At 69.5% G+C, this 13,239-nt stretch carries 10 protein-coding genes and 2 pseudogenes; 8 read left to right on the forward strand and 4 right to left on the reverse strand.

Features of this window, described 5'->3' with window-relative positions; translation table 11 throughout:
* Window positions 1-281 precede the first annotated feature (281 nt).
* From M6G65_RS05910 to M6G65_RS05935, 6 genes are all read left to right on the forward strand, one after another.
* On the forward strand, window positions 282-1,319 hold the full coding sequence (locus M6G65_RS05910) for a sulfate ABC transporter substrate-binding protein (RefSeq protein ID WP_238197181.1): 1,038 nt from the start codon (window positions 282-284) through the stop codon (window positions 1,317-1,319).
* Between the two features lie 11 nt (window positions 1,320-1,330).
* Complete coding sequence (gene cysT, locus M6G65_RS05915) at window positions 1,331-2,185, forward strand: sulfate ABC transporter permease subunit CysT (protein ID WP_238197180.1); 855 nt, start codon at window positions 1,331-1,333, stop codon at window positions 2,183-2,185.
* A complete protein-coding gene (gene cysW / locus M6G65_RS05920) occupies window positions 2,178-3,059 on the forward strand; it encodes a sulfate ABC transporter permease subunit CysW (protein WP_238197179.1) in 882 nt (293 codons plus the stop codon). Before cysT ends, cysW begins: the two co-directional genes overlap by 8 nt.
* 58 nt (window positions 3,060-3,117) lie before the next feature.
* Window positions 3,118-4,101 (forward strand): sulfate/molybdate ABC transporter ATP-binding protein, encoded by a 984-nt coding sequence (locus M6G65_RS05925; protein ID WP_238197237.1) that lies wholly within the window; start codon window positions 3,118-3,120, stop codon window positions 4,099-4,101.
* Window positions 4,102-4,140: 39 nt separating this feature from the next.
* Complete coding sequence (locus tag M6G65_RS05930; protein ID WP_238197178.1) at window positions 4,141-5,190, forward strand: cysteine synthase A; 1,050 nt, start codon at window positions 4,141-4,143, stop codon at window positions 5,188-5,190.
* 120 nt (window positions 5,191-5,310) lie between these two features.
* Window positions 5,311-5,466 (forward strand): hypothetical protein, encoded by a 156-nt coding sequence (locus M6G65_RS05935; RefSeq protein ID WP_007563230.1) that lies wholly within the window; start codon window positions 5,311-5,313, stop codon window positions 5,464-5,466.
* Between the two features lie 52 nt (window positions 5,467-5,518).
* Here M6G65_RS05935 and M6G65_RS05940 read toward each other — a convergent pair whose 3' ends face one another.
* Window positions 5,519-6,991 (reverse strand): serine protease, encoded by a 1,473-nt coding sequence (locus M6G65_RS05940; RefSeq protein ID WP_373323795.1) that lies wholly within the window; start codon window positions 6,989-6,991, stop codon window positions 5,519-5,521.
* Window positions 6,992-7,186: 195 nt separating this feature from the next.
* Here M6G65_RS05940 and M6G65_RS05945 point away from each other — a divergent pair, with 195 nt between their 5' ends.
* Complete coding sequence (locus tag M6G65_RS05945; RefSeq protein WP_192710041.1) at window positions 7,187-7,363, forward strand: hypothetical protein; 177 nt, start codon at window positions 7,187-7,189, stop codon at window positions 7,361-7,363.
* 36 nt (window positions 7,364-7,399) lie between these two features.
* On the opposite strand, the gene M6G65_RS05950 is transcribed toward M6G65_RS05945, so the two are convergent.
* The 3 genes and pseudogenes from M6G65_RS05950 to M6G65_RS05960 form a co-directional block, all read right to left on the reverse strand.
* Window positions 7,400-7,699 (reverse strand): alkylphosphonate utilization protein, encoded by a 300-nt coding sequence (locus M6G65_RS05950; RefSeq protein WP_238197176.1) that lies wholly within the window; start codon window positions 7,697-7,699, stop codon window positions 7,400-7,402.
* Window positions 7,700-7,869: 170 nt separating this feature from the next.
* Window positions 7,870-9,155 (reverse strand): annotated as a pseudogene (ccrA, locus tag M6G65_RS05955) (crotonyl-CoA carboxylase/reductase).
* Between the two features lie 181 nt (window positions 9,156-9,336).
* Window positions 9,337-10,809, reverse strand: a complete 1,473-nt coding sequence (locus tag M6G65_RS05960) for a catalase (RefSeq protein WP_250103693.1) — start codon at window positions 10,807-10,809, stop codon at window positions 9,337-9,339.
* A gap of 323 nt (window positions 10,810-11,132) precedes the next feature.
* Here M6G65_RS05960 and M6G65_RS05965 point away from each other — a divergent pair.
* Window positions 11,133-13,174, forward strand: a pseudogene (locus M6G65_RS05965) (protein meaA).
* Window positions 13,175-13,239 lie beyond the last annotated feature (65 nt).

A 13,239-nucleotide genomic window follows, 5' to 3' on the forward strand; every position in this document is an offset into this window, starting at 1 on the left:
TCATGTGTGATGGCGCACGTCAGATCGTTCGCTTCGCCAAACCCTGCGAGGCGTAAAGTTTCTTCCCCGTGGAGTTAGTCCGGGAGAAGATCCATGCCATCTGGGGAGCTACATCTCTGATCAGGCTTGCCTTCTCGGCGAATCCAACGATCCTTCGCCAGGCATGAACTCGCGTGGCCTCACGCGTCGAGCTTGACTTCGTTCGGTAAAAAGAACGATTTCCCGGTATCTGGGGCGCAGGCCCCTGCGACGCATCCGCGAACGGCTGGGGATCGGACGAGATGAAGAACGCTTCAGGCCGGGGCTGGGTCGCCCGGGCGATCGGGCTGTCGCTGCTGGCCGGAGCCGGCCTATGGACCTGCGCGCTGCCGGCCGCGGCGGAGACCGCGCTCCTGAACGTCTCGTACGATCCGACCCGCGAGCTCTATCGGGAGATCAACGCCGCCTTCGCGGAGCAGTGGAAGGCGAAGACCGGCGAGGCCATCACGGTGCGGGCTTCGCATGGTGGCTCGGGCGCGCAGGCGCGCACGGTGATCGACGGCGTCGACGCCGATGTGGTCACCCTTGGCATCCCGTCCGACATCGATGCGATCGCCAAGCTCACCCACAAGATCCCGGATGACTGGCGCAGCAAGCTGCCGAACACGGCGACGCCCTACACCTCCACCGTGGTGTTCCTCGTCCGCAAGGGCAATCCGAAGGGCATCAAGGACTGGGCCGACCTGATCAAGCCGGACGTGAAGGTGATCACCCCGAATCCGAAGACCTCGGCAGGCGGGCGCTGGAACTTCCTCGCCGCCTGGGGCTACGCCTACAATCAGGAGAAGAAGGCTGACGCGGCCGATGCCTTTGTCGGGCAGGTCTACAAGAACGTGCCGGTGCTCGACACCGGTGCCCGCGGCTCCACGGTGACCTTCGCGCAGCGCGGCCTCGGCGACGTGCTCCCGACCTGGGAGAACGAGGCCTACCTGGTGCTTCAGGAATTCGGTGCCGACAAGTTCGACATCGTCTCGCCGCCGAGCTCGATCTACGCCGAGCCGCCGGTCGCCCTCGTGGCGGCCAATGCCGAGCGCAAGGGGACGACGAAGGCCGCGCAGGCCTATCTCGACTTCCTCTACACCGACCGGGCGCAGGCGATCTTCGCCAAGCACCATTACCGGCCGATCAAGCGTGAGGCCGCGGCGCCGGCCGACCTCGCCCAGCTCCCCGACATCAAGCTGTTCAAGATCGAGGATCTGCAGGGCTCCTGGGACGAGATCCAGAAGCGGAACTTCGACGCCGGCGGCCTGTTCGACCGTTTGAGCCGGGCTGGCCGCTGAGGCTTGAGACCATGGTCGAGACGCCCCGCCCTCGTTGGACCTTCCGACGGCCGAGCGTGATCCCGGGTTTCGGGATCAGCTTCGGCTACACGCTGACCTGCCTCGGCCTGATCGTACTCCTGCCGCTCGCCGGGCTGGTGGTGAAGGCGTCGGGGCTCGGTCTCTCCGGGATCTGGGACGTCGCCACCGATCCGCGGGTGGCGAGCGCCCTGCGGATCAGCTTCGGCGTCTCCGCCATCGCGGCTCTCGTCGCCTCCGTGTTCGGTTTTCTCGTGGCCTGGGTGCTGACGCGCTACCGCTTCCCGGGTCGCAAGCTCGTCGACGCGGCGGTGGACCTGCCCTTCGCCCTGCCGACCGCGGTCGCCGGCATCGCGCTCGCCTCGCTCTACGCCCCGGACGGGCTGCTCGGCGCGCCGCTCGCGCGCCTCGGCATCCGGGCGGCCTACACGCCGATCGGCATCTTCATCGCCATGGTGTTCATCGGCCTGCCCTTCGCGGTGCGGACCGTGCAGCCGCTGATCGCCGAGATCGACAAGGAGATCGAGGAGGCCTCCGCCACCCTCGGGGCGACGCGGTTCGGGACGCTCACCCGGGTCGTGCTGCCGCCGCTGATCCCGGCGGTGCTCACCGGCTTCGCCCTGGCCTTCGCCCGGGGCGTCGGCGAGTACGGCTCGATCATCTTCATCGCCGGCAACCTTCCTTACGTGTCGGAGATCGCGCCGCTGCTGATCGTCATCAAGCTCTCCGAGTTCGACTACGGCGGCGCGGCCGCCATCGCGACGATCATGCTCGGGATCTCGTTCCTGACGCTGCTCGCCATCAACCTGATCCAGGCCTGGTCACGGAGGCGGTTCGGCTATGTCTGAGATCTTCTCGCCCGCCTTCGTGCCCGCCGCCAAGCCGGCACCGGCCGCCTCCGAGGGCGCCGGCGTCCGCGCGGTCCTGATCGGGATCGCGGTGGCGTTCCTGGCCCTGTTCCTGGTGCTGCCGCTGTTCGCGGTGTTCATCCAGGCCTTCTCGAAGGGGATCGACGCTTTCCTGGACGCCTTCCGGGAGCCCGATGCGTGGAGCGCGATCCGCCTGACCCTGACGGTGGCGGCGATCGCGGTGCCGTTCAACGTGGTGTTCGGGCTCGCCGCCTCCTGGGCCATCGCCAAGTTCGAGTTCCCCGGCAAGTCGCTGCTGATCACGCTCATCGACCTGCCGTTCTCGGTCTCGCCGGTGGTCTCGGGGATGATCTACGTGCTGCTGTTCGGGTCCCAGGGCCTGTTCGGCTCCTGGCTCATCGATCACGGCATCCAGATCCTGTTCGCGCTGCCGGGGATCGTGCTGGCGACGGTGTTCGTGACCTTCCCGTTCGTCGCCCGCGAGCTGATCCCGCTGATGCAGGAGCAGGGCACCGCCGAGGAGGAGGCGGCGCTGACGCTGGGCGCCTCCGGCCTGCACGCGTTCCGGACGGTGACGCTGCCCAATATCCGCTGGGGCCTGCTCTACAGCGTGCTCCTCTGCAATGCCCGGGCGATGGGTGAATTCGGAGCGGTGTCGGTGGTGTCGGGCCACATCCGCGGCCTGACCAACACCATCCCACTCCACGTGGAGATCCTCTACAATGAGTACAACTTCGTCGCCGCATTCGCCGTCGCTTCGCTCCTCGCCGTCCTTGCCCTCATCACCCTCGTCCTCAAATCCGCCCTCGAATGGCGCTTCGCAGGCGACCTCGCGCACGGCCGGGCTCACTGACCGGGTCTCCACGGCGATCCGGGTCGAGAACGTCTCGAAGACCTTCGACACGGCCGCCGTGCTGCACGATTTGTCCCTGGACGTGCGGGCGGGCGAGCTGATCGGGCTGCTCGGTCCCTCGGGCTCGGGCAAGACGACGCTGCTGCGGATCATCGCCGGGCTCGACGCGCCGGACCGGGGCCGGATCCTGTTCGGGGGCGACGACGCCACGGGCCTGCCCGTGCAGGAGCGGGCGGTGGGCTTCGTGTTCCAGCACTACGCCCTGTTCAAGCACATGAGCGTCGCCGACAACATCGCCTATGGGCTGAACGCGCGCCGCCGCGCCGACCGGCCGGCCAAGGCCGAGATCAAGCGCCGGGTCGGCGACCTGCTCGACCTGATCCGGCTCTCAGGCTTCGGCGACCGCTACCCGTCGCAGCTCTCCGGCGGGCAGCGCCAGCGCGTCGCGCTCGCCCGGGCGCTCGCGGTCGAGCCGCGGGTGCTGCTGCTCGACGAGCCGTTCGGGGCGCTGGACGCCCAAGTCCGCAAGGACCTGCGCCGCTGGCTGCGCGAGATCCACGACCGCACCGGCCAGACCACGATCTTCGTGACCCACGACCAGGACGAGGCCCTGGAGCTGTCCGACCGCGTGGCCGTGCTCGACCGGGGCCGCCTGGAACAGGTCGGCACCCCCGACGAGGTCCAGGAGAACCCGGCCTCGGCGACGGTCATGAAATTCCTCGGCGATTCCGTCGAGGTGGAGGCGATCGCCGAGGGCGGGCGCGTCCTGGTGCGCGGTCGCGAGACGCCGGTCACCGCGCCGGCCGGGATCATCGGCCCGGTGAAGCTCTACGTGCGGCCCTGGCAGCTGCAGCTCGCCGAGCCCGAATCCGCGCACCTGTCCGGCACCGTGCGCAGCTCGTACCGGTCCCAGGGGCGCCAGCGGATCGAGGTGGCCGACGCCGAGGGGCGGGTGCTCGCCGTGGAGGACTTCGACGGCATCCGCTACCCCGCCGGTCACCCGGTCGGCCTGCGGATCAACGGCGGGCACGTGTTCGGGTGAGGCTCGCCAGCGGCCGCGCAGCATCCTAGGCTCCCGACCATGACCGTACCGAGTCGCGAACCCGCCGCCGACGTGCTGACCGCCATCGGCCAGACGCCGCTGATCCGCCTGCGCCGCGCCTCCGAGGAGACCGGCTGCACCATCTACGGCAAGGCCGAGTTCCTGAATCCCGGGCTGTCGGTGAAGGACCGTGCCGCGCTCTCCATCGTGCGGGACGCGGAGGCGAAGGGCCTGATCCGTCCGGGCGGCACGATCGTCGAGGGCACCGCCGGCAACACCGGCATCGGCCTCGCCCTGGTGGCCTCGGTGCGCGGCTACCGGACGCTGATCGTCATCCCGGTCACCCAGTCCGAGGAGAAGAAGCAGACGCTGCGGCTCGCGGGCGCCCGGCTGGTCGAGGTCCCGGCCGTGCCCTTCGCCAACCCGAACAATTACGTCCACGTGGCAAGGCGGCTCGCCGAGAAGCTCGCTGCCACCGAGCCGGCAGGCGCCTTCTTCGCCGACCAGTTCGACAACGTCGCCAACCGGCAGGCGCATTTGGACGGCACCGGCCCGGAGATCTGGGCGCAGACCGGCGGCCGGGTCGACGGCTTTGTCTGCGCGGCCGGAACCGGCGGCACGCTCGCCGGCACCGCCGAGGCCCTGCGCGCCCGGAATCCGCAGGTGCGGATCGCGCTCTCCGATCCGGAAGGCTCGGCCCTCTACGCGCATTACACGACCGGAACGCTGAAGGCCGAGGGCTCCTCGATCACCGAAGGCATCGGCCAGGGGCGGATCACCCGCAACCTCGAGGGCTTCACCCCCGATCGCGCCTTCCGGATCCCGGACCGCGAGGCCCTCGACATCGTCTTCGGCCTGATGCGCGAGGAAGGGCTGTCGCTGGGCGGGTCGTCGGGCATCAACGTCGCCGGAGCGATCCGGCTGGCGCGGGACCTCGGGCCCGGCCACACGATCGTGACGATCCTCTGCGACGGGGCGGCGCGCTACGCCTCCAAGCTGTTCAATCCGGCCTTCCTCACCGAGCGCAACCTGCCGGTGCCGGGCTGGCTCGACGCGCCGGAGGCGGCCCTGCCGGACTGGCACGCTTGAGGCCGGCGGCCGCATCCGGACTTTTCACACAAAAGCTTGGCTGGGCGTTGAACGGAACGGATTGTCGCAGCGTTTGAACGGTCACGCTCGCATCAGCGCAGCCGTTCGGAGAGCCCGACCATGTCCCTCGTCACCATCCTGCTCATCATCCTGATCATCCTGGCCTTCGGCGGCGGCGGCTTCCTCGGCGGCGGTGCGTATCGCGGTCCCGGCTTCGGCCTCGGCGGCATCCTGCTGATCGTGCTGATCGTGCTGCTGGTCACCGGCCGGCTGTAAGCCCGAGCCCGATCTTGAGCGGATGGGCGTCGGCTCGCCGACGCGGGTCCGCTCAGCGGCAGGTGATCGCCACGACGGCGGGCGCGACCGCGCCGGGACCACCATCCCGGCGCGGCGTCGCCGCGGAGAGGCCCTGGGCCGCCAGGAAGGCCGCGACGGCCCGCGCCGGCACCAGCGGCAGGCGCGCAGGCGGCACCACCCCGGCGACCCGCCGCGGCGCCGCGGGATAGCGCGCGACGAGTCCGACGAGGGCCCCCGACCGGTCGAGCACCGGCGCACCGCCGGATCCCGGCTGGAGCGCGGCGATCACATCCCCGCCCCGCGCCTCGCCGGGCGCGGCCTGGACCCCGTCCGGGCCCGGCGCGAGGGCGATCAGGCTCTCCTCAGTGCCGACGGGATCGGTCCGGATCGCAGGCTGGAGCGGGGCAGGGGCACCGGAAATTTCGAGGAGGGCGAGGCCCGCGGAATCGGTGGCGAGCACCCGCGCCGGCGCCGACCCGATCCGGGGCTGGGCGCAGCCCTCCAGCACCGCGGCGGCGGTCAGCACGCGTCCCGGCGCCACCGTGAGACCCGCGCCCGACGCCGGAGCGGACGACAGGCTCGCCGGCTTCAGGGGTGCCGCGGCCTGCGGCGAGGGTGCCGGGTTGCCGGCAGCGCGGGTCGCCGGCGCCGATCCCGGGCCTGCCGGGATCTGAGCGGCCGGCGCCACGGCCGAGTCCGGAAACGGCACGAAGGCGTTCGCCACGGCGATGACGAGCCGGTCGACCTCCGGCGCCAGGGCGCGGTCGTAGCCGAGCAGGAAGCCGCGCACGCCCTCCGGTCCGGCGGCATAGCGGATGTAGGACAATCCCGGCCCGGTCTCGGCGGTGACCACCACGGCGTCGGGCCGCCGCAGCTTGTAGGTCACCTTGCGGCCGGGGAGCGGCGCGGTAGCCTTCTCGAACAGGGTGTCTAGGGTCTCGGTCCCCGGCGGGAAGACGCGGGATTCCAGGGTCACGCGGCCGTCCTGGCTCTGCCAGCGGGTTCCGGAGGGCAGGGCGGTGCGCTTCGCCAGCAGGCGCTCGGGCACCCCCATCAGGGCACCGGTGCCGGGATCGACCGAGACGCGGAAGCGCGCCGCGCTCCTCGCCGCCGCGCCAGCGGCGAGCAGCGCCGCCCGGACGCGCGGATCGAGAGGATCGGCCCCGCCGGTCCGGGCGCCGTAGGCGTTGAGCGCCTCGAAGGTCCGGCGCCCGAAGGCCCCCGACACCACGGCGTTGAAGTCACCGGTCCAGACCAGGGCGTCCTGGACCGCCTTGCGCTCGGCTTCCGGCAGCGCCTCGAAGGTCACCTTCGCGGCCTCGAAGGCGGGATCGGTCGGAGCCGCCGGCGCCGGCCTCGGTGCGGCCCGGGCCGGCACCGGCCGATCCTGAGCCTGAACCGGCAGGCTGCCGAAGCCGATCAGGATCGCGAGCGATGCCCCACACCGGGAGCGGCCGCGCGACGCGCCCGGAGGCCGACACCGCGACGAGTCACCCGAATCCATCTCCGCCCCCCGACCGTCGTCGTCCCGATCCTGGCAGAGGCCGCAGCGGCAGGCCAGATCAAACCGCCTCTCCGCCCCGGTGCGCCCGGAGCGGCAATGCGCTACAGGGCGGATGTCCGGCCCTGGGCGGCAGCCGGATTGCCGGATCGGTCGACCGGCCACGCGAGGCCGCCCCGGTTCGACGCGGAGCCCGGCATGAGCGACTCGAACAATACCTTCAAGAAGGCGCCCAAGCGCAAGCCCACCAAGGGCAAGAGCATCAGCGTCTCTCCGGAGATGCGGCAGGCCTATGCCGACCTGATCCAGCAGCGCGCGGACAAGGAGGAGGTCTACGGCCGCCATCTGCCGCAGGACGAGTCGCGCCGGCGATAACCGACAGACGGCGATCGTCCCGGCAGGGCCGTCCGCTCAGCGCTTGCGCACGAATTCGGTGCGCAGCACCAAGCCCTTGATGGTGTCGTGGCGGCAGTCGATCTCCTCCGGGTCGTCCGTGAGCCGGATCGACCGGATGACCGTGCCCTGCTTCAGGGTCTGGTTCGCGCCCTTGACCTTGAGGTCCTTGATCAGCGTGACCGAATCGCCGTCGGCCAGGGCGTTGCCGGCCGCGTCGCGGACGGCAATCGTCTCGAGGGCCGTGGCCGCGGAGCCGGGCGGGAGCCATTCGCCCGTCGCCTCGTCGTAGACGTAAGCCTCGTCGTCGCCGCTCAAATCCGTGCCCCCATTTCGGATCGGGGCCGGGTCCTGTCAGGATCTCGTGGGCCCGTCATCCGCGCGTCCCGGCACACCGAACCGGTCGCCGAGTCGGCGCGGGACGCCGGGAGCTTAGCCGATCGGGCCGGCCCCACGCGAGAGCGGCGGGGCCGGCCCGACGGAGTGCCTTACCGCTTGAGCGGACCGGCCTCGATCACGTCCTCGACCGTGCGCAGGCCGGCGCGGGGCGAGTTGACGAGGCAGGCCATGTTGCCCGGCGGGTGCTGGTTCTTCCACATCTTGGTGTGGGCCTGGGGGATCTTGTCCCAGGGGAAGACCTCGCTCATGCACGGGTCGATCCGCTGGTCGAGCACGAACTGGTTCGCCGCCGAAGCCTGCTTGAGGTGGGCGAAGTGCGAACCCTGGATGCGCTTCTGCCGCATCCAGACGTAGCGGGCGTCGAAGGTGATGTTGAAGCCGGTCGTGCCGGCGCAGAACACCACCATGCCGCCGCGCTTCACCACCAGCGCAGAGACTGGGAAGGTCGCCTCGCCGGGATGCTCGAACACGATGTCGACATCCTGCTTGCCGGTGATGTCCCAGATCGCCTTGCCGAACTTCCGCGCCTCCTTGGTCCAGGCGTGGAACTCGGGGCTGTTGACCTTCGGCAGCTGGCCCCAGCAGTCGAAGTCCTTGCGGTTGATGACGCCCTTGGCGCCGAGGCTCATGACGTAGTCGCGCTTCGACTCGTCCGAGATCACCGCGATTGCGTTGGCGCCGGAGGCCGCGCAGAGCTGCACGCCGAACACGCCGAGGCCGCCGGAGGCGCCCCAGATCAACACGTTCTGGCCCGGCTTCACCGTGTGCGGCGCGTGGCCGAACAGCATGCGGTAGGCGGTGGCCAGCGTCAGCGTGTAGCAGGCCGCCTCCTCCCAGGTGAGGTGCTTGGGCCGCGTCATCAGCTGGCGGGACTGCACCCGGCAGAACTGCGCGAAGGAGCCGTCCCCGGTCTCGTAGCCCCAGATGCGCTGCGAGGGCGAGAGCATCGGGTCGCCGCCGTTGCACTCCTCGTCGTCGCCGTCGTCGCGGTTGCAGTGGACGATGACCTCGTCGCCGACCTTCCAGCGCTTCACCTTGGAGCCGACCTTCCAGACGATGCCGGAGGCGTCGGAGCCCGCGATGTGGTACTCGCCCTTGTGGACGTCGAAGGGCGAGATCGGCTCGCCGAGGCCGGCCCAGACGCCGTTGTAGTTGACGCCCGCGGCCATGACGTAGACCAGCACCTCGTCGTCGCCGATCTCCCAGACCGGCAGCACCTCGAGCTGGTGGGACTGCTCCGGGGTCCGTGCCGCTCGCGCCGGATCGCCCAGGCATACATCTTGGCCGGCACATGACCCAGCGGCGGGATTTCACCCATCTCGTAGAGGTCCTTGACCTCCCCGCCCGTCGGACTGATCGCAGCGCTCGCCGCCATCTCGCTCTCCTCTCGTCCCGCGTGTTGCTCACGGCCGCGGTTCTCCCTCGCGCTATAGCGGCGATGCTTGAGGCCTCCAAGTGGGTCGAAAGTCGAAAGCCGATGGTTTCCGGCATGAAAAAGGCGCCGGCACAGGGCCGGCGCCCACGTATTCAAATTCGGCTTTTCGAACGACCAAGTATTATTCGGCGGCCGCCTTGCCGGTCTCGATCCCGAGACCTTCCGCGACGCCCCGCCCAAAGTCTGGGTGGACTTTATACCAGTGGCCGATCATCCGCTCCTGGATATGACGCGGCGAGTCGCCCATCGAGGTGACGATGTTCTTCACCAGGCGCTGGTGGGCGCCCTCGCCGAGCACCTTCGACCACAGGTCCCGCGGCTGGCCGTAGAGATCCGCGTCGTCGTTGGGCCAGCCGTACCGGGCGGCGTCGCCCCGGATCCGGAGCGGCGGCTCGGCGAAGGACGGATCCTCGACGGGCCCGCCGAACGAGTTCGGCTGATAATCGACCTGCGCGCCGTGGTTGCCGTCGGTGCGCATCGCGCCGTCGCGGTGGTAGGTCTGGACCCTGGCGTTCCGGGCCTGGTTCACCGGGATCTGGTGGTAATTCACCCCGAGCCGGTACCGGTGAGCGTCCGCGTACGACAGGATGCGGTTCTGGAGCATCTTGTCCGGCGAGAAGCCGATGCCGGGCACGACGTTCGACGGCTCGAAGGCCGATTGCTCGATCTCCGCGAAGTAGTTCTCCGGGTTCCGGTTCAGCTCCATCTCGCCGATCTCGATCAGCGGGTAGTCGCCGTGCGGCCAGACCTTGGTCAGGTCGAACGGGTTGATGCGGTAGGTGTCGGCGTCCAGCTCGGGCATGATCTGAACCTTCACCGCCCATTTCGGGAAGTCGCCGGCCTCGATCGCCGAGGACAGGTCGGCGGACGAGTAATCCGGGTCCGTGCCGGCGAGCGCGTCGGCCTCGTCGGCGGACAGGTTCTGGATGCCCTGCTTGGTGTGGAAGTGGAACTTCACCCAGGAGCGCTCACCCTTCTCGTTCCAGAGCGAGAAGGTGTGCGAGCCGTAGCCGTTCATGAAGCGCGCCGATTTCGGCGTGCCGCGATCGCTGTACAGGATCATGACCTGGTGGATTGCCTCCGGCGACAGGCCCCAGAAATCCCAGCGGCGCCAGTGCGGCTTGAGATGCGTGCGCGGATCGCGCTTCTGCGTGCGGATGAAGTCCGAGAACTTGATCGCGTCGCGCACGAAGAAGATCGGCGTGTTGTTGCCGACGAGGTCCCAGTTGCCCTCGTCGGTGTAGAACTTGAGGGCGAAGCCGCGCGGGTCGCGGACGGTGTCGGCGGAGCCGGACTCGCCGCCCACCGTCGAGAAGCGGGCGACCATCGGCACGTCCTTGCCGACCTCGGTCAGGACCTTGGCGCGGGTGTACGCGGCGAGCGACTTGGTCAGCCGGAACGTCCCGTAGGCGCCGTAGCCCTTGGCGTGCACCACTCGCTCCGGGATCCGCTCCCGATTGAAATGGGCCATCTTCTCGATGAGGTGGTAATCCTGCATCAGCACCGGCCCGCGGGAGCCGGCGGTGAGCGAGTTCTGGTTGTCGGAGATCGGGTTGCCGAACGCGGTCGTGAGACGCGGGCTCTGGTCGGCCATCGCGGTCGCTCCTTGTCGTTGAGGACGGGCGGGCGCAGGCGCGAACCGTGTTGCGCGCGATGCGATCGCTGGCGGCCCAACGCGCGGGTTCCCGATTGGAGCCATCGCGAAGTGTATCAGAGCTGACAATTCCGTGTGGGCGATGCGGCCGCGCGACACGCCTCAAATCGGGCTGTCCCGGCGGACAAGTTTTTTAAAGCCCGGCCGGGTGCTGCGGGGGCCTCTTGCACTTCTGTCCCGGATGACGGGCCGCCCGGCCTTCGCTACGGTGGCCGCAAGGCTGCGCCCCGCGCGCGGATACAAAGATCACACGGAGGCGAGGGATGGCCGCAAGCGTCGCGGAGACCAAGAGCGACAAGTCTAGCCGCGACAAGCCCTGGATCATCCGCACCTATGCGGGGCACTCGACGGCCGCGGAATCGAACAAGCTCTATCGCGGAAACCTCGCCAAGGGCCAGACCGGCCTGTCGGTCGCCTTCGATCTGCCGACCCAGACCGGCTACGACCCCGACCACGAATTGTCCCGCGGCGAGGTCGGCAAGGTCGGCGTCTCGATCGCGCATCTCGGCGACATGCGGACCCTGTTCCAGGACATCCCGCTCGCCCAGATGAACACCTCGATGACGATCAACGCCACGGCCCCGTGGCTGCTGGCGCTCTACCTGGCGGTGGCCGAGGAGCAGGGCGCGCCGATCGCCGCCCTCCAGGGGACGACCCAGAACGACATCATCAAGGAATACCTGTCGCGCGGCACCTACGTGTTCCCGCCCGCGCCGTCCCTCCGGCTCACCAAGGACGTGATCCTGTTCACGACCAAGAACGTGCCGAAGTGGAACCCGATGAACGTCTGCTCCTACCACCTGCAGGAGGCGGGGGCGACGCCGGTCCAGGAGCTGTCCTACGCGCTGGCCATCGCCATCGCGGTGCTCGACACGGTGCGCGACGATCCGGACTTCGACGCCGCAAGCTTCCCGGAGGTGTTCGGCCGGATCTCGTTCTTCGTGAACGCGGGCCTGCGGTTCGTCACCGAGATCTGCAAGATGCGGGCGTTCTCCGAGCTCTGGGACGAGATTGCCCGGGAGCGCTACGGCATCGACGACCCGAAGAAGCGCATTTTTCGATACGGTGTGCAGGTCAACAGCCTCGGACTGACGGAACAGCAACCGGAAAACAACGTCCACCGCATCCTGATCGAGATGCTGGCGGTGACGCTCTCCAAGCGCGCCCGCGCCCGCGCGGTGCAGCTGCCGGCCTGGAACGAGGCGCTGGGCCTGCCGCGCCCCTGGGACCAGCAATGGTCGATGCGCATGCAGCAGATCCTGGCCTTCGAGACCGATCTGCTGGAATACGACGACATCTTCGACGGCAGCCACGTGATCGAGGCTAAGGTCGAGGCGCTGAAGGTCGAGACCCGGGCCGAGCTGGAGCGGATCGGCGGCATCGGCGGCGCGGTCGCGGCGGTCGAGACCGGGGCGCTCAAGCGCGCGCTGGTGGAGTCGAACGCGCGCCGGATCTCGGCGATCGAGGCCGGCGAGCAGATCGTCGTCGGCGTCAACAAGTGGCAGCAGGGCGAGCCCTCGCCGCTGACCGCCGGGGAGGGGGCGATCTTCTCCGTCTCCGAGACGGTCGAGATGGAGGCGCAGAACCGCATCCGCGAGTGGCGCGGCCGCCGCGACGAGAACGCCGTGGGCCGGCCCTCGACGCCCTGGAACAGGCGGCGCGCTCCGGCGCCAACATCATGCCGCCGTCGATCGAGGCCGCGAAGGCCGGCGTTACCACCGGCGAGTGGGGGGCGCGCCTGCGCGCGGTGTTCGGCGAGTACCGGGCGCCCACCGGCGTGACCGTGGAGACGATCTCGTCCGGCGCGGCCGAGGAGGCCAAGCTGCTGATCGCCGACCTCGGCGAGCGGCTCGGCGAGACGCCGAAGCTCGTGGTCGGCAAGCCCGGCCTCGACGGGCATTCCAACGGCGCCGAGCAGATCGCGCTCCGCGCCCGGGATGTCGGCTTCGACGTCACCTATGACGGCATCCGCCAGACCCCGGCCGAGATCGTCGCGAAGGCGAAGGAGACCGGCGCCCACGTGGTCGGCCTGTCGATCCTGTCCGGCTCCCACGTGCCGTTGGTGCGCGAGGTCCGGGCCAAGATGCGGGAAGCGGGGCTCGACCACGTCCCGGTTGTGGTCGGCGGCATTATCTCGCCCGAGGATGAGCTCGTCCTCAAGAATATGGGCGTGCGCGCCGTCTACACGCCGAAGGACTACGCCATCGACCAGATCATGGTCGGGCTCGCCAAGGTGGTGGAGAAGGGCCTAGAGCGCCGGGACGGCCCGTCGGAAAGCCTGCGCGCGGAGGCCCAGGTCTACTGAGGGGCTGCGGTGCTCAAGTTGAATCGACTGCTAACGTCTCTCAAACAAGTTTAACCGTTCCCGGG

The organism is Methylobacterium tardum, assembly GCF_023546765.1.
GTDB lineage: Bacteria > Pseudomonadota > Alphaproteobacteria > Rhizobiales > Beijerinckiaceae > Methylobacterium > Methylobacterium tardum.